Source organism: Pannus brasiliensis CCIBt3594 (genome assembly GCF_036688125.1).
In the GTDB taxonomy this organism is placed as follows: domain Bacteria; phylum Cyanobacteriota; class Cyanobacteriia; order Cyanobacteriales; family Microcystaceae; genus Pannus; species Pannus brasiliensis.
Genome location: NZ_JBAFSM010000028.1, coordinates 34497 through 51512 on the forward strand (window position 1 = coordinate 34497; position 17016 = coordinate 51512).

Consider the following 17016-nt stretch of genomic DNA (forward strand, 5'->3'; position numbering starts at 1 on the left):
GTTCCCTATCTCGACGGAAAATTCTGATTTCCCGAAAACATCTAGGAACTGGTGGATCGATCGCTCTAACATTTCTAGAGAGAGAACCACACCGATCGATCGATCGCCCGATCGGGGAATGCTAGAACCGTAGGATCACCGACTTCCCCTCATGAAAAACTGGCTAGAAAATCACTGGGTAGCGCCCGCTTACGGTGGTGGCGCGCTCCTCGCGGTCACATTTTGCTTTTTCGCGGCGGCAACCAACACGATGGCCGGATGGTTATACGCCATTTGCGGCACCAGTATGGCATTATTAGGCGCGTCGGCGATCCTCCCTCCCCGATCGCTCCGTCCCTTGACCGCGCGCCGTTTACCGATCGAACCCGTCAGTGCGGGCGACGATCTCGCGGTCACGATCGAGATCGCTAACCCGACCGGCGAACCGAAAACCCTCTTAGAAGTCCGCGATATCCTGCCATTCGTCCTCGCACCCCCGAAAGCTCACCCGATCGAGAGTGTCCCCGCTCGCGATTCCTATCGGTGGACAAACTATATCCCGACAACTAAACGCGGCATCTATCGCTGGAATGAAATCCAATTACGGACGGCGACCCCGTTGGGGCTGTTTTGGTGTAGCCGTCGGCGCGAGGTTCCGGCGCGGGCGGTCGTCTACCCGCGGGTGTTACCCTTACAACAATGCCCGATCGTCGATTCCCTCGGCCAAGATCGGAATCCCTTACAGAGCGATCGCCACTATCGGAGAGCGACCGAAGGATTTACCCGCAATCTCCGACAGTATCGATACGGCGATCCCATCCGTCTGATCCACTGGAAAACGAGCGCCCGTCTGGGAGAATTTCAGGTGCGGGAGTTGGAGATCCTATCCGGGGGACAGGAGGTGATCGTCTGTCTGGACACCCTCTCGCGTTGGCCGTCCGCCACTTTCGAGCGCGCGATCGTCGCGGCCGCTTCCCTGTATTTCTACGCCAGTCGCCGTCAGTTCACCGCGAAACTGTGGACGGCCGGGACGGGAGTGATTCACGGCGAGCGATCGATCCTCGAAACCCTCGCCGCGGTAGAATCCGGGGAAACGGAAAGTAAGGAAACCCTCCCGGATATGCCGGTGATCTGGTTAACCGGAAATCCGGTCTCGATCGAGTCTCTACCCGCGGGCAGTCGCTGGCTATTTTTCCCCGACGGCGATTCCGACGATCGATCGCCCCTTTCGTCCCGCGAGTTTCTCGGTCTCACCATCGATCCCGAACGAACCCTACAACAACAGCTACAAGCCCCCCTCCGATAACCAGTATCGGCTATTAACTTTCCGCGAAAAAGTGACGATTTTTTTCACCGTCTTAAACCGACATTAGTAGCGTTATCACCGATGATTCCCGAAAATATCTTAGATTTCTGGTTCGGAAAGGTAGATTCTCCCGAATACGGCAAACCGCGGCGCGAATGGTTTCAAAAAGATCCCGTTTTCGACGATCGAATCCGATCGAACTTCCTCCCCCTCTACCGACAGGCGGCCACCGGCGCGCTGGATAGCTGGAAAAATGACCCGTTAAGCTGTTTAGCCCTGATTATCACCCTCGATCAGTTCTCGCGGAATCTCTTTCGGGGAAAACCGGAAGCTTTCGCCACCGACGAACTCGCCCTATCTCACGCGAAACACGCGGTCGAGAGGCGGTTCGATCGCTCTCTCCTCCCCGTCCAACGCTGGTTTATCTACCTTCCCTTCGAGCATAGCGAGAATATCGAGGAGCAACGACGGGGAATCGAACTATGGAAATCGCTCGCGGACGATCCCGATAGTGCCGAACCCATCGATTACGCCTACCGCCATCTCGCGGTGATCGATCGATTCGGCCGATTTCCCCACCGAAATTCTATCCTCGGACGGATGACCACTCCCGAAGAAGAAGAATTCCTCCAACAACCGGGATCGTCTTTTTAACCTACTTTTCCTCTTCCAGAATCCGCAGGAGTCGCGCTAGATATTCCTGTCGCCATTTCTCCCGTTCTTGAAACACCGTCTCGTCCGGTTGATAGGATTCGAGATCCTGCCTGGAAATAGTGCCGCGACTGTCTAACAAACGCTCGATCGAGTCCAGACGTTCCCGGACCACCGCCACCTCCCCGGCCAGCGCCATCAGGATCGCCAGCAGTCGATCGTTCTCCGCCGTACTTAAATAAACCGGACGTTTTCCCTTAGCTTTCCCGCTCATTTTCGTCTTTAATCGCCGCTATAGCTAACCACGTTCCCCGACTGCCCAATCCCTCGCGATTTCCCCGTTTGAGGACGTGTAGGTAACTGGGAATGAAAGTTTCCGTCACTCGATCGAAATTCGCCTCCCTCGCTTCGGTCGCGAGATCCAGATCCCGCATCGCGCTCCAGAAGGGTTCGTTATTATTCGCCGTCTGCCAATCGTACAGGAAAGCCGTGTACGCGTCCATGTGTCGGAATAACGGCGCCTCGACGTGAACCATCATCCCCCCCGGACTCAAGAGACGGTAACATTCTTTCAAAACATTACGGATAGCGAAAACGGGGATCTCGTGAAGGAGGATGTGACTGACGATTAAATCGAAAGAACCCGCGGGGAAACGGGTATTTTCCGCGTTATCCTGCACGAAATGAACGCGTTTGCCTAACGCTTCCGCTCTCGCGTGACCGTAGCGCAACATCGCGGCCGAGAGATCGAGCGCGTACACCTCCGCGTCCGGATAAGCCGAAACGTAGGGTAAGGTACTGTGACCGACCGCGCAACCGAGATCGAGGATTTTCGACGGCGTAAAATCGGGATAATTTGCTTTTAAATAACCGTGAATCGCCGTTTCTCCGAGATCGTCGTTCCATTCGCCCAACCATCCCCGACCGTACACGTAGGTTCCCCGATCGTACACCGCCGCGCCGCGAACGTCCTCGCTCTGTCCCCCGTAGCCGCCGGGCATACAATGGATATCGATCGCCGTGTGATAGAGGGGGATATGCAGATCGGGAGAGAGGGTTAAAGAGCCTAATTTCGGCGATTCCGAGGAAATTTTCGCGCTCAAGTCCGGCCACTGTCGATCGACACTCGACCCCACGGACTCCCATAACATCTCTTGCGCGGTACGTTTCACCGCGCTAAACCAATGATAATAGGGATTCCCTTCCATTAACGGACGGACTTCGTGGCGATCGCGCGGCGAGCGATTGTATTCTCCCTCGAAATCGGGTTTTATCTCCGTCTCGTAAATTCTCTTCAGGTGGGGACTCATGGTTCGATCGAGATAGGTCGCCAAACTCTGTACGAAATGCTGGCGCGCCAGTTCGTCGTGGGTCGTTTCCGGTAAAACCGAATGGTAAGCGGGTCGGGTCATAGGGCCTCTCAGGAGTCAGGAGTCAGGAGTCAGGAGTCAGGAGTCAGGAGGAGAAAGGAGAAGTAAAGAGCTTATCAAAATATAAAGCGTGTATTTTTCTCTAAATATTCCTAGAAACGTAAGCTTTAAGTTAAATCTGGCTTTAAACGCTCACTTTTCCGAAGGTCTAAACAAAGCGATCGAACCTAGGAAGAACTCCATTGTACTGGGAGAACCTCGGGAAAATCCCCGCCCGATCGACCCGAAACCGCCCTGTTATACTGGATTTAACAATTATTTACAAATTTCTATGTCTAATCTTCCAGAAACGGGAAATCCGACCTACACGACGATTTTAGAAGCGTTACACCATTTAATCGAGGTGGTCGCCCGTTTACGAGATCCCGAGGGTGGCTGTCCCTGGGATTTAGCCCAAACTCCGGAAACTTTAATTCCCTACGTAATCGAGGAAGCTTACGAGGTAGTGGCGGCGATAAAAAGCGGTAATCAAACCGAAATCACCGAAGAATTGGGAGATTTACTGTTACAGGTCGTCCTGCAAGCCCAGGTCGCCAGCGATCGGGGGAATTTTAGCCTGGAGGAAGTGGCGCGGGGGATCACCGAAAAGCTGATCCGTCGCCATCCCCACGTTTTCGGGGAGGTATCCGCGGACACCGCGGAACAGGTACACCGTAACTGGGAGAAAATTAAAGCCGAAGAAAAAAACGACCCGACGGTGAGCGGACAGTTACGCCGGTACGCGCGTACCCTGCCCCCGTTACTCGCGTCGATGAAAATCTCCAAAAAAGCGGCGAAAGTCGGTTTCGAGTGGGAGGATAGCGAGGGAGTGTGGGAGAAATTTCACGAGGAGTTAGGGGAGTTTACCGAGGCGCTTCGATCGAGCGATAAAGAACATCAACAGGCGGAATTAGGCGATTTACTGTTCACGATCGTCAATATCGCCCGATGGTACGATCTAGATCCCTCGATCGCCCTACAGGAAACCAACTTCCGCTTCATCCAACGCTTTTCCCTCGTCGAATCTTTCGCGGAAAAGCCCCTGAGTGACTATACACTAGAGGAATTAGAAGTTTTCTGGCGCCAGGCGAAAGCGAGATTACAGAAATCAAACCCGTTACCCGTAGAAGAATAATGCAAGAACGCGAGATCGATAAGAAAAATACTCTGGAAACCCCGAACTTTTGGAAGCCTATCCGAGAAAATATCCAAATTATCGCGATAGCTCTCGTTCTCGCCTTTCTCATCCGTACCTTCATCGCCGAGCCGCGCTATATTCCCTCGGATTCCATGTTACCCACGCTCGAACAGGGCGATCGATTGGTCGTGGAGAAAGTTTCCTACTATTTTCATCCCCCCGAGGCCGGAGATATCATCGTCTTCCAACCCCCCGAACAACTGCAAGAACAGGGGTACGAGAAGGATCAGGCTTTTATCAAACGGGTTATCGGCACACCGGGCGACGTCGTGGCCGTTAAAGACGGACGGGTGTATATTAACGATCGACCCCAACCGGAAGACTACATCCTCGAATCCCCCCGCTATACCCTCTTACCCGTGAAAGTGCCGCTCGATCGACTATTCGTGATGGGCGATAACCGCAATAATAGCAACGATTCCCACGTCTGGGGCTTTCTACCCCGGCAAAACGTCATCGGTCGCGCGATCTTCCGCTTTTTCCCCCTAAATCGCTTCGGAAAAGTCTAGGAGGAGGCAGGAGGCAGGAGTCAGGAGTTAGGAGTTAGGAAGAAATTAAGACTGTAATTCCATTTCCCTCACCTCCCTCATCTTCCCCATCTCCCTCATCCCCTCACGGATGAACGCTACCGTCCGGCATGATCGCTTCGGTGAAATTGACCGCGTTGAGACTGCTTCCCTGGAAAAGCGACCCGCGGAGATCGGCTCCCTGTAGCGACGCGTCGGCCAGATTCGCGCCGTCGAAACAGACTTCCAGTAGATAGGTTTGATGGATGAGAGCGTAGCCTAGATTCGTGTTGCGAAGGAGCGCGCCGGTGAGATTCGCCCCGCTCAGATTCGCGGAAGAGAGATCGATCCGGCCGCTCGCGTTCGCGTTCTGGATATTGAACTCGGAGAGGGTAATTAAACCGATATTCAACTGCCGGAACACCGCGCCGCTCAAGTTCGCTCCCCGCAGATCGACGCGTCGGAAATTCGCCCCCTGTAGATGGGCGTTTTTAAAACTGCTGTTGCGGAGATTGCTTCTACTTAAATCGGCTTTATAGAGATTACAGCCGCTCAGATCGGCTCCATTGAGATTGGTTTTCGCGAGATCGGCGCGTCGGAGATTCGCCCCGCTTAAATCCACGCCGCTGAGATTGGCTTTACCGAGATCGGCGCGACCGAGTTTCGCCCCGGTTAGATTCACGCCGACGAGATTGGCCCCGCTCAGATTCGCCCCCCGTAGGTCGGCATTCGTTAGATTCGCCTGTTTGAGATTGACGTTACTTAAATCCGCCCCGCTGAGATTCGCATCACTGAGATCTACCCAGCCGAGATCGGCGTGACTTAAATCCGCTCCCGTCAAATCGGCCCCGATCAATTTTGTCCCGATCAGGCGCGCGTAGACGAGATCGGCTCGGTTGAGGTTGGCGTAGCTCAAGTTCGTACCGCTGAGATTCGACCAATCGAGAGAGGTTCGGCTTAGATTTACCTGACTGAGATCGACTTGAATAATATCTTCTCGTTGTAGATTTAAACAGCTAAATTGTCTTTCTCCCTGAATGTAGCGCCATATCACTTCTTCCGCGGTCAGCGTTTCTCTGGGAAAAGGAGTTCTCGGAAGGGTATATCGCATGATCGAAAAGGCTACAGGATTTTTCGAGACTTCTACAGTCAATCTATCAAACGAAGAAGGCGATCGGTGTGTTCTCGATCATCCCTCCTGGGGATACTTGTCCCAGAGTGTAGTGATCTGGCGGAGACTTTGAAAGTTGCCGTTTCCGAGGATCAGGTGATCGAGGAGGGGGATGGCGAGATAGTCCGCGCCCTGGAGTAATTGTTCGGTGAGTAAAAGATCCTCGTTACTGGGTTCTAGATTTCCCGTCGGGTGATTGTGAGCGATTATTAGCCTTGTCGCTCCCTGTTTCACCACCTCTCGAAAAATCTCTCTAGGGTGAACTAGGGTTTCGGTGGCGGTTCCGATGGTGATCACTTTCGTGCCGATCAATTGATTCTTGACATCGAGCAGGAGGACGGCGAAACGCTCTTGACTTTGATACATGAGTTCGCTACTCAACGCGGAGGCCGCGGCATCGGGGCCGTCGATGAGCATTTTCTCGCTCGGTCGCAGTTGATAGGCTCGTTTTCCTAACTCGATCGCCGCGAGAATCGTCGTCGCTTTGGCCGGGCCGATCCCGTGAATGGCGATCAGTTCCCGCGGGCTGATCTCCCGGAGGATATCCAGGGGATCGCGTTTATATTTACTCAATTCGTTTAGAATATGCTGTCCCAACCCCACCGCGGAGAGTTTCCCCTTTCCCTGTCCGGTCGCGAGTAAAATCGCGAGTAATTCGGCGTTACTAAGGTTTTTCGCGCCGATACTGATCAATCGCTCGCGGGGGCGTTCATCGGCGGGTATATCGGCGATTCTCAGGCTATAGGTCATAATTTCGAGGATTCAGGAGTCAGGAGATGGGAGAGGTTAGGGAGATGGGGAAGGTGAGGGAAAAGCTCATAGCTAAAGACCTGTTGCCTATTGCCTATTGCCTCTTACCTCTGGTTCCCGAAAATACTGAACAGCTTAGTTATCTGTTATAGTCGATTTTTCGGCGATCGACCGCGATAGATTTCCCTCGCCGCTCTTGGTTTCCGGGAAAATACTTTTCTCGAACCGCGGGATTCCCGAAGGAATCCGGGCAATCTAGGAGTAGTCGCGTGTCTCCCTAACCCGAATTAGCCGATCGATATATCCCTTTGTTTTTCTTGTACCATGAGAGATTCCATTCACGTTTTGATGGAGAACTTGAGCCGGAGTATCGTCGGGAAGACCGAATCGATCCGGATCGTTCTCGTCGCCCTGCTGAGTGGGGGTCATGCCTTGCTCGAAGATGTCCCCGGCGTGGGAAAAACCCTGTTGGCCAAATCCCTCGCCCGATCGATCAACGGTCGTTTTCAACGGGTTCAATGCACTCCCGATCTACTGCCGAGCGACATTACCGGGACGACGATCTGGAACCCCGGCAGTCGCGAGTTCGAGTTCGTTCCCGGCCCCGCGTTCGCGAATATTCTCCTCGCCGACGAGATCAACCGGGCTACCCCGCGCACCCAATCGGCACTTCTGGAAGTGATGGAAGAAAAACAGATCACCATCGACGGGGAAGCGCGTCCGGTCCCGCAACCCTTTTTCGTGATCGCCACCCAGAACCCGATCGAGTATCAAGGGACTTTCCCGCTCCCGGAAGCGCAGATGGATCGCTTTACCGTCTCCCTCAGTTTGGGCTATCCCACCGAGGAAGAAGAGTTAAAAATGTTGCAGAGACAGCACTCTCACGCCGATGTTCTCGATTTGGAACCCTGTATCGGTCTCGATCAGGTGCGGGAATTACAAAAATTAGCGAACGCGGTGGAAGTGAAGCCGGTTTTACAACAATATATGCTCGATCTCGTCCGGGCGACCCGGAACCACGAGGATATCAGTCTCGGCATCAGTCCGCGGGGGAGTGTTGTCCTTCAGAGGGCCGTTCAAGCGTACGCGTTCCTCGACGGGCGCGACTACGCTATCCCCGACGACGTGAAAGCGATCGCTCCCTACGTGTTCTGTCACCGGATTATTCCCACCCACGGACGGCAGGCGAGGGCGATTATCGAGCGACTGCTCGAATCCGTGGTCGTCGAGGAAAAAATGTACGCGTGAAACGGTATCCCGACGCGCTCGCTCCGATCGAAAAGGGGCCGAACTCGGTTCGACCCCCCCACGATAGATTTTAGATAAATTCACGAGAAAGAGAATTTTCCCTTCTCCCTAGTCTTCTTTGGTGATATTGCCCGCCTTGATCCAGCCCTCGCGACCGTCGGATAAACGGACTCTCTGCCATTGACCGTCACCGCTCGTGCCGACGATCCGTACCGAGGTATTGTAGTCGAGACCACCGAGCCGGGCCGATTGGCTGGTGGGTTCCGATCGCAGGCTTAAACCGCTCTGCCACGTTACTCTCGCCTTGTACCCGCGGTCGGCGGTTTCCGGTTTCGCTGACCGTTTCGGGGCCGGCGCTTCGGTTCGGGGTTCGGGCCGCGGGGGTTTCGCCGAGGGGACGGCTTTCGGTTTCGGGGAGGGTGCTTCCGTTACCGCGGGTTTCGTTTCCGCCGCCTTCGGTTCCGCGACGGACGCGACCGCGGGACTCTCCGCGGGTTTAGGTTCCGCCGCGTTGGCGATCGCGGAACTCTCTACCGGTTTCGGGGAGGGCGCTTCCGTTACCGCCGGACTCTCCGCCGCCTTCGGTTCTTTGTCGGGAACGGTAGCGAGGAGATCGGATTTCGCGGGGGGATTCGTCTCGGTTTTCGCTTCCGTTTTCTCTTCCGTCTTTTTCTCTTCGGTGAAAACGGGTTTCGGGGGTTCGCTATTGAGCCGCGAGAAGAACATATAGGCGACGGCGGCGGCCCCCCCGACTAAAATGGATACTCCCAGAACGAAACCGACGAGAAATTGTAGTAAACCGGATAAGCGTTTCATACGTTTTGAATCTATTGCATAAAATTGACGTTTAGCGACTGAATCGAGCGTCGCGCGATGCCAATCGAGCTTTTCCCGCCTTCGCCCAATCCTGTAAAAACTGGATCTGTTCCTTGGCCGTCCGCGCTAGGGGAATAATCTGACTCGCGGCCATCAAAATGTCGTCGGTGGTGAAGTCTCGATTCTGACTGAACCCGATGTGCATCGCTTCCACGATCGTCTGTTCGATTTCCGCTCCCGAAAAATCGGGAGTCTCGTAAGCCAATCGCTTGAGGTCATAACTTTTCAAGTTGTGAGGACGCGCTCTCGATAAGTGGACGTTAAAAATCTCCTCGCGTTCCTCCCGATCGGGTAGACCGACAAAAAATATCTCGTCAAAACGTCCCTTGCGGAGAATTTCCGGGGGGAGGGCCTGAATATTGTTGGCGGTAGCGACCACGAAAACGGCGGATTTTTTCTCGGCCAACCAGGTGATGAAGGTACCGAAAACGCGGCTGGTGGTTCCCCCGTCGCCTTTCCCGTCGATCCCGGCGAAGGCTTTATCGATCTCGTCGATCCAGAGGACGCAGGGGGCGAGGGCTTCCGCGAGGGCGATCGCCTGTCGGGTTCGCGATTCCGATTCCCCCACCAATCCCCCGAATAATCGCCCCACGTCGAGACGGAGTAGGGGTAAATGCCAGTGGTGGGCGATCGCTTTGGCCGTGAGCGATTTTCCAGTTCCTTGAATGCCCACGAGTAATAATCCCCGCGGGTGGGGTAAACCGTAGGCGCGCGCGCGATCGCTAAAGGCCCCGCCGCGCCGGATCAGCCAATCTTTGAGATTATCCAGGCCGCCGATGTCGGATATCTGTTCCGTTGCGGGATAAAACTCCAGGATACGTGTCTGGCGGATCGATTGGCGTTTTTCCTCCAAAATTAACTCCACGTCTTCCGGCTCGATTTTGCCGTGACCGGCGAGACACCGGGTTAACACCCGGCGGATTCTCTCCAGGGATAATCCCCGGGCCGCCCGTCCCAATTCATCGAGGAGTTTCCCGTCGAGCGATTGTCCGGTGGAGGCGATCAAACGTTGGATCTCGGTTTGGATTTCCTCGCTCGCCGGCAGGGGGAAATCGACGACGGTGAGAACCTCGCTTAGATCGGCGGGGATGGAGAGATCGGGAGCGAGAATAATCAGGTTTTTCGGTTGGGATTTGAGGGCGCGGGCGAGATTACGAAGTTTGCGGGCGATCGAGATATCTTCGAGAAAGCGGTGGAAGTCCCGGAGGATAAAGATCGCCCCGACTTTGGCGGGGAGTTTTTCCACGAATTCCAACGCTTGTAGGGGGTTCCGCCGACCGACACTCTCGTTGTTAGGATTATCCTGATAGCCCTCGACGAAATCCCAGGTGTAGATCGATCGATTGCCGACCCGTCCGGCGATCTCGGCGATCGCTTTTTCTAAACGTTCTTCTTCTAGGGTGGGAATATAAATCAGGGGATAACAGGCGCGGAGCAGTAATTCAAACTCTTCACTAAAGCTCATAGAAATCTCGTCTTTCGCCATTCCCCTTTTCATTGTAGAGAGCCGCCGCGCTAATTTAAACCCCCGTCCCTCGGGAACGGCTTTCCCGCGGATCGATGGATTCGCGTCTCGCGAGTGATAGGGATCACCGATCGGTTGGGCATACTCGTCACAAGACCATCGATCGGGTTGTTTCTACCATGTATTCGAGACACCTACATTTTTGGCTCGCCCGTTATCGATCGCCATCGGGAAAAAACGGAACCGAAGGCTTCACGCTCCTCGAAATCCTGATCGTGACGGTCTTTATCGGTATTCTCGCCGCGCTCGCCTTTCCCGCCTACCAGCGCTGGATTGATAAAACGCGGTACGCCAACGCCCGAACCCAAATGAATTGTATGGCGAAAGATCTACAGATCTATAAGTTAGAAAGGGGATTTTTTCCCGCCGATACCTCCCGCAATATTCCGCCCGATGGCATTACTTGCTTTTATACCCAGAATAGCGGTCAGGTTCCGTTTAATTCTATGTACGACTACGAGAACTATTCGGCATCGGGGGGACGTTATATCCAGATCACTTTTTTAGGAAAAAACGGACAGAAAGAATATCCCTCGAATGCCACGCTGTACACCACGCCAGGGTTTTACGATCACGGGGAAGACGATCTCGTTTTCAGTTTAGGTATTAACTAAGCGGTTCTTAAATGGTTCGATTCGGGTTCGCGATACGGTTAATGAGCGTCGGGAATGTGTGGAGGATCGAACCCCGGAGACACGGAGAGTAACGACCGATCGAGCGATAGATAGGAGAGTCGGGTTAACTCACGATCGAGTGTCCAAAAACTCCCGTACCACTTTCAAATAGGTCGGCGCGTCCTCTAACATGGGAAAATGCGCGGTTTCGGGAATCTCCACGTATTGAATATTCTCGTTCAATTCCGCCGCCATCCGTCCCATCCGCGCGGGGATAATAATATCTTTCTCCCCGGAGATTAACAACGTCGGCACGCGAATCTCGGCGAATTTCCCCGGCATTACCTCCACGGCTTTTTTACTCACCGAAGTGTAAATCGTTCCCAGCGCGGCGGGGTAATCCGCGAGCAGAAAATCCTCTAAGAACGCCACCCGTTCCGATTTCGGGATCGATCGATGTAAAAACCTCGCCATGAACATTCGATCGGCGAAGGGAACACAGAGAAACCAACGATAACGGAACTGAACGACGTATTTCCCGAATTTATGAAAGGCGTTAAACGCGCGCTCGTCGTACTCGAAAATCCCGTTACAGGTCAGGATCGCTTTCTCCAATCGATCGGGATACATGGTGATAAAATAAGTCGCCACCGAAGCGCCCATCGAGTGACTATCGAGATAAATTTTCTCCAGTCCCAACGCGTCGAGAAACAACGCCAGATCGGTCGCGTAATCCTCCATCTCGTAAGTCAGTTCGGGTAAGGATTCCGGCAGTTTCGATCGACCGAATCCCCGCAGATCGTAGAGTAAACAATCGAAGCGATCGCTCAACGCTTCGGCGGTCGATCGCCAGTACCGCGCCGAGCCACCCCAACCGTGGATAAACACCATCACCGGCTTCTTTCCCGAGGATTCGGCCCCGCGAACCCACTCGTAATAATGGGGGACACCGCGGACGGCGATCGTGTTTCCTGTTACTTGAGTTTGCATTTTTCTGGACGGTTGGCGGTCAGTTCGATAGATTAGTAGGGGGGTTAAGATAGCGTAACGTCCCCTAAATCATTAGCGTAGCGTAATACGCCTAAAATCATGCCTCGTGGCGCGTTACGATAATCTTAAAAATATCGATCGGGCGCGCTCGATCGATTTTCCAATACCTAGCCATCCTCGTAAAGAGGTTTCTAAGCGTCGCGCGTCCCCGTCCGATATCCGTCCGATTCTCTTGAGGATTAAAGTCTGTTGAACCGTGTATATGCCTCGTTTAACGGCTGTCGGTACATTCAAACCCTCGCTTTCCCAATCTTCTAGCAAAAACTCTCCCTCTAGTAAATTATTGATGCGGCTGGTAAGAGGAACGATAAAAATATCCTGTGAACGGTGGGGAGAATTAACAACGATCGCGGGTCTGACTTTAGCGTTCGATAGGTCGGAAAAAGGATAGCGATCGAGAACGATATCAAGTTTCGAGTAACGGTTCGTAGATATCATCTTCCGGATTGTCCCAAATCTTGCCGAGCGCGGTTTCGCTGGCTTTCTGCCAGAAATTCGGGGTTGTTTCGTCCGGGATGAGGGTGACGAGAACTCTCGTACCCTCGGGAATAGGAACGGATTCGAGAAGTTCGATCCGGCCGTCTCTGACGATCGCCCAAACGGTGTTCAGCATGGTTAACCTAGATGGGTTGGATGGACACGGTAATTATATCCTCAACTCCCATCGACAGAAATCGCGCCAGAGTCCCGAAACTCTAGCGCGATGAACGGGGGTTAACTTTTTCTAGCCGGAAGTCTACAGAGTGGCTAGATGGATATCGATGACAGGTTCATCGACTTAGAACTCGAAGAGATCGACGCGCTCCTAGAAGCCGATATCCGCCAACAGAAATTAAATCGTCTCCAAAAATCCCGCCCCTAACCCCCCGAAAACCCGATCGCCCCGCGGTCCATATACCGAAGGGCGATCGAAGGAGAAAAGTAACTTTTTCGCATTAGGCCGATTCCTGATTCGGGAGCGAGGAGGGATGAATGAGTAGATCGGCGGTCGATCGCTTCTCCACCATCTCGCGGGTAACGAGACATCGTTTGACATCCTTCCGCGAGGGGAGTTCGTACATTACATCCAGCATCAACTCCTCGACGATACCCCGCAAAGCGCGCGCGCCGGTTTTGCGTCGGAAAGCTTCCTGGGCGATCGCCAGTACCGCGTCCGACTTGAACTCTAACTGCACGTTGTCCATCTTCAACAGCTTTTGATACTGTTTGACGAGAGCGTTACGCGGTTGGGTGAGAATGGCGATCAGCGCTTCCTCGTCGAGCGGATCGAGCGCCGCTAGAACGGGAATCCGTCCCACGAACTCGGGAATCATACCGAATTTCACCAGATCGTCCGGTTCTAAATGCTGTAGCAGTTCCGCGGAACGTTTATCTTTACTCGACCCGTTCTCGCCCGGTTTGACGAAACCCATCGATTTTTTGCCCATGCGTTGCTCGATGACTTTATCTAAACCGACGAACGCCCCACCACAGATAAACAGGATATTACTGGTATCGATCTGGATACAATCCTGATAGGGATGCTTGCGGCCGCCTTGGGGGGGAACATTGGCGATCGTTCCCTCCAGCATTTTTAGTAGAGCCTGTTGGACTCCCTCGCCGGACACATCGCGGGTGATCGAAGGATTCTCGCTCTTGCGGGCGATTTTATCGATCTCGTCGATGTAAATAATGCCCCGCTGGGCTTCCTCCACGTCCAGATCCGCCACTTGGAGGAGACGTAAGAGAATATTCTCCACGTCCTCGCCCACGTAGCCGGCCTCGGTTAACGTGGTCGCGTCGGCGACCGCGAAAGGCACATCGAGAATTTTCGCCAGCGTTTGCGCGAGAAGGGTTTTTCCAGAACCCGTCGGCCCGATCAACAGGATATTCGACTTCTGGAGTTCGATCCCGTCCTCGGAGCCGCCGAGTCCCGCTTTTTGCGATTGAATATCCTTCAGACGCTTGTAGTGGTTATAAACCGCCACCGATAGCACCTTTTTCGCCTCGTTCTGACCGATCACGTAATCGTCGAGGTATTTCTTGATCTCCCGCGGTTTCGGGATCTGATCCCAGGAACCCTTCGCCTTAGCCGATCGCCGTTTCGGGGAGCGTTCCTCCGCCGGGGCGAGCGGACTGGGGGCTTCCATCAGTTCCTCGTCCAAGATCTCGTTACACAGTTCCACGCACTCGTCGCAAATATAGACCCCCGGCCCGGCGATTAATTTTCGCACTTGCTCCTGGGATTTGCCACAAAATGAACATTTGAGGTGGGAGTCGTATTTAGACATAAGCCTTCTTGGGTCTTACTTGAGAGAGGTAACAGGAACGGAGGGATCGGGAAGCTCGGGACGGGAGATCACCCGATCGATTAACCCGTAGTCTCGCGCTTCTTCGGCGGACATGAAAAAGTCGCGTTCGGTATCGTTGGCGATGCGATCGTAGGGCTGACCGGTATGCTGGGCCAGCATGGTATTCAGTCTCTGCTTGATGTAAAGGATTTCCTTGGCTTGGATAGCGATATCGCTGGCCTGTCCCTGCGCTCCACCTAGAGGCTGGTGGATCATGATCCGGCTACTGGGTAAGGACATCCGTTTCCCGGCCGCCCCCCCGCAGAGGAGAAAAGCGCCCATACTAGCGGCGAGGCCGAAACAGATCGTCACCACGTCGGGGCGGATCTGTTGCATGGTATCGTAAATCGCCAGACCCGCGTACACGGAACCGCCGGGGGAGTTGATATACAGTTGAATATCTTTTTCGGGATCTTCCGCTTCTAAGTATAGGAGTTGGGCGACGATCGAATCGGCCACATTGTCATCGACCGGCGTTCCCAGAAAGACGATCCGCTCGCGCAACAGCCGCGAGTAAATATCGAACGCGCGTTCCCCCATGCCGGATTGTTCGATCACGACGGGCAAAACGTTCCGGACAGAGGGATAGTTCGCGACCGAGTGTAGGCTAGGACGACGATGGCTGGCGATCGGGTAGTCAGGAGATCTCGATTCGAGCATAAGATTTTACGGTTCCGCTATAACAATCGTATTCGTTTCGCTTGGATTTGGCGCGTTTACTTCCAAATGTTAAGAGCCTTCGTCTCTTCTGTCCATCATTATGACGTAACTTTCCGGGATTTGGCGCGATTGGTAGCCGTTGGTACAACCCCTGTAGGGAGTGGGGAGGTGGGGAGATGGGGAGATGGGGAGATGGGGGAGTTTTTCGGGGGAAAAGGGGAAAGGGAAAAGACTACTTTTAAACCCTTCACCTTTACCCTTTTCCCTTTCTTCGCCCTACACCCTCGTTTATTCCTCTTCCGCGGTGGCTTCGACCTCTACTACTTCCTCGCCGTCTTCCTCGTCGTCTTCCTCGGTTTTCAGCGTTCCTTTGGGGACTAGGGTGACGGTGGCTTTTTCCTCTAGCCAGGCGAGGGTTTTGTCGGTGAGAACTTCCTCGGTGACGATCGCCCGTAAGCGATCGAAGTCGATATCCCGTTCGGATACCTGTTCTAAGATCTTATCGGTTTTCTCCTTCACCGATCCCTCGTCGGCCTCGATGCCTTCCGCTTTCGCTAGTTCTTGAATGGCGAGGACGCGGGTGAGATTCTCGATCGCGTCGGGACGGGCGTTTTCCCGCATTTTCGGGATACTTTCCGAGTTGAACAACTGTCGGACATCGATGCCCATCTGTTGCATCTGCATATAGGTCTGGGTCAGCAGTTGACTCACCTCCCGATCGATCAGCGTCTCCGGTAACTCTACCCGAACCCGTTTTACCAGTTCGTCGATCAAGGCCCCGTTGATGCTGTCTTTGGTTTCTTTTTCGGCCTGTTCTCGGGCGCGTTTCTCTAGGGTTTCCCGCAGTTCGGCGATCGTCTCGTAATCGCTGACTTCCCCGGCGAAATCATCGTCGAGTTCGGGTAACTCCTTGACTTTCAATTCCTTCATCGTGATGGTGAAGATCACCGCTTTGCCCGCGATATCCTCTTTCGGGTAATCTTCCGGGAATTTTAACGGCAGTTCTTTCACTTCCTCCGGTTTCATGCCGACGATTCCCTCGACCATTCCCTCGATGAAACGTCCCGGTTCGAGATCGACCCGTAAATCCGTCCCGCGCACGTCCTCGATGTCTTCCCCGGTTTCCGCGTCGCGTCCCGCGTAATCGACGATCGCCACGTCTCCCATCTCGGCCCCGCGATCTTCCACGGGAACGAGGGTGGCTATCTGCTGTTGTTTCTCGCTAAGCCATTGCTCCACGGATTCGGGATCGTAAACCGTTTCTTCGGCGGTAACGGCGATATCCGAGTAATCTCCCAGCGTTACGGTGGGGGGAACCTCCACGGAAGCGGAGAAAGTGATCGCCTCGCCGGGCGCGTAGGACTCGACCAGATCCTCGAACTTGGAAAGTAGTTTCGGTTGGCCGAGGGATTCGATCGATTCCTGTTTCAGCGCCGACTTGAGTCCGTCTTCAATTAACTCTTCCAGTACCGCCGCCTTGACCGCTTTCGTCCCCAAACGTTGCAGGAGAACCTGACGGGGGATTTTTCCCTTGCGAAACCCCGGAACGCTCGCGGTACGGGCGAGTTTGCCGACAACTTTCTCGTAGGTACTTCGGGAGGTTTCGGCGGGAATCTCGATTTCCAAACCGATCTGACTGGCGGGAAGCTTTTCCTGGGTAACTTTCATCGATTTTTCCGGCTCTTACAACAATTTAACGATTACAATGAGGTGAACGGGGGAAACGCGGTGTCGATCCGTCGC

Annotated in this window: 18 protein-coding genes; 6 read left to right on the forward strand and 12 right to left on the reverse strand. The window is 54.0% G+C overall.

The genetic code is table 11. The features are described 5' to 3' along the window. Positions 1–151 precede the first annotated feature (151 nt). A complete protein-coding gene (locus tag V0288_RS14855; protein WP_332865905.1) occupies positions 152–1285 on the forward strand; it encodes a DUF58 domain-containing protein in 1134 nt (377 codons plus the stop codon). A gap of 81 nt (positions 1286–1366) precedes the next feature. Continuing rightward, a complete protein-coding gene (locus V0288_RS14860; RefSeq protein ID WP_332865906.1) occupies positions 1367–1939 on the forward strand; it encodes a DUF924 family protein in 573 nt (190 codons plus the stop codon). 1 nt (position 1940) lies between these two features. On the opposite strand, the gene V0288_RS14865 is transcribed toward V0288_RS14860, so the two are convergent. After that, a complete protein-coding gene (locus tag V0288_RS14865) occupies positions 1941–2210 on the reverse strand; it encodes a hypothetical protein (protein ID WP_332865907.1) in 270 nt (89 codons plus the stop codon). Beyond that, positions 2194–3348: a class I SAM-dependent methyltransferase gene (locus V0288_RS14870; protein WP_332865908.1), complete on the reverse strand. Its 1155-nt coding sequence runs from the start codon at positions 3346–3348 to the stop codon at positions 2194–2196. Before V0288_RS14870 ends, V0288_RS14865 begins: the two co-directional genes overlap by 17 nt. Before the next feature lie 289 nt (positions 3349–3637). Here V0288_RS14870 and mazG point away from each other — a divergent pair, with 289 nt between their 5' ends. Then, complete coding sequence (gene mazG, locus V0288_RS14875; protein ID WP_332865909.1) at positions 3638–4480, forward strand: nucleoside triphosphate pyrophosphohydrolase; 843 nt, start codon at positions 3638–3640, stop codon at positions 4478–4480. After that, positions 4480–5052, forward strand: a complete 573-nt coding sequence (gene lepB, locus V0288_RS14880; RefSeq protein ID WP_332865910.1) for a signal peptidase I — start codon at positions 4480–4482, stop codon at positions 5050–5052. The genes mazG and lepB overlap by 1 nt, the downstream gene beginning before the upstream one ends. Before the next feature lie 103 nt (positions 5053–5155). Here lepB and V0288_RS14885 read toward each other — a convergent pair whose 3' ends face one another. Beyond that, complete coding sequence (locus tag V0288_RS14885; RefSeq protein WP_332865911.1) at positions 5156–6160, reverse strand: pentapeptide repeat-containing protein; 1005 nt, start codon at positions 6158–6160, stop codon at positions 5156–5158. 78 nt (positions 6161–6238) lie between these two features. Further along, a complete protein-coding gene (gene radC / locus V0288_RS14890) occupies positions 6239–6970 on the reverse strand; it encodes a RadC family protein (protein WP_332865912.1) in 732 nt (243 codons plus the stop codon). 324 nt (positions 6971–7294) lie between these two features. Here radC and V0288_RS14895 point away from each other — a divergent pair, with 324 nt between their 5' ends. Beyond that, on the forward strand, positions 7295–8218 hold the full coding sequence (locus V0288_RS14895; RefSeq protein ID WP_332865913.1) for an AAA family ATPase: 924 nt from the start codon (positions 7295–7297) through the stop codon (positions 8216–8218). Positions 8219–8326: 108 nt separating this feature from the next. On the opposite strand, the gene V0288_RS14900 is transcribed toward V0288_RS14895, so the two are convergent. Next, positions 8327–9034 carry an SH3 domain-containing protein gene (locus V0288_RS14900; RefSeq protein WP_332865914.1) on the reverse strand — a complete coding sequence of 236 codons (708 nt, stop codon included), beginning with the start codon at positions 9032–9034 and terminating at the stop codon, positions 8327–8329. Between the two features lie 31 nt (positions 9035–9065). After that, positions 9066–10559, reverse strand: coding sequence for an AAA family ATPase (locus V0288_RS14905; RefSeq protein WP_332865915.1), 1494 nt, complete (start codon positions 10557–10559; stop codon positions 9066–9068). Positions 10560–10738: 179 nt separating this feature from the next. Here V0288_RS14905 and V0288_RS14910 point away from each other — a divergent pair, with 179 nt between their 5' ends. Then, complete coding sequence (locus V0288_RS14910; RefSeq protein ID WP_332865916.1) at positions 10739–11233, forward strand: type II secretion system protein; 495 nt, start codon at positions 10739–10741, stop codon at positions 11231–11233. A gap of 129 nt (positions 11234–11362) precedes the next feature. On the opposite strand, the gene V0288_RS14915 is transcribed toward V0288_RS14910, so the two are convergent. The 6 genes from V0288_RS14915 to tig all read right to left on the reverse strand — a co-directional run bounded on the left by V0288_RS14915 (position 11363) and on the right by tig (position 16941). Next, entirely contained in the window at positions 11363–12223 is an 861-nt protein-coding gene (locus V0288_RS14915; RefSeq protein ID WP_332865917.1) for an alpha/beta fold hydrolase, read from the reverse strand. A gap of 114 nt (positions 12224–12337) precedes the next feature. After that, a complete protein-coding gene (locus V0288_RS14920) occupies positions 12338–12721 on the reverse strand; it encodes a type II toxin-antitoxin system PemK/MazF family toxin (protein ID WP_332865918.1) in 384 nt (127 codons plus the stop codon). Further along, a complete protein-coding gene (locus tag V0288_RS14925) occupies positions 12690–12896 on the reverse strand; it encodes a hypothetical protein (protein ID WP_332865919.1) in 207 nt (68 codons plus the stop codon). Before V0288_RS14925 ends, V0288_RS14920 begins: the two co-directional genes overlap by 32 nt. A 322-nt stretch (positions 12897–13218) precedes the next feature. After that, positions 13219–14553, reverse strand: a complete 1335-nt coding sequence (clpX, locus tag V0288_RS14930) for an ATP-dependent protease ATP-binding subunit ClpX (RefSeq protein ID WP_332865920.1) — start codon at positions 14551–14553, stop codon at positions 13219–13221. Between the two features lie 15 nt (positions 14554–14568). Beyond that, positions 14569–15273, reverse strand: a complete 705-nt coding sequence (clpP, locus tag V0288_RS14935) for an ATP-dependent Clp endopeptidase proteolytic subunit ClpP (protein ID WP_332865921.1) — start codon at positions 15271–15273, stop codon at positions 14569–14571. Between the two features lie 288 nt (positions 15274–15561). Further along, the gene (gene tig, locus V0288_RS14940) at positions 15562–16941 is read right to left on the reverse strand and encodes a trigger factor (RefSeq protein ID WP_332865922.1); all 1380 of its coding nucleotides are present in this window, start codon (positions 16939–16941) and stop codon (positions 15562–15564) included. Between the last annotated feature and the right edge of the window lie 75 nt (positions 16942–17016).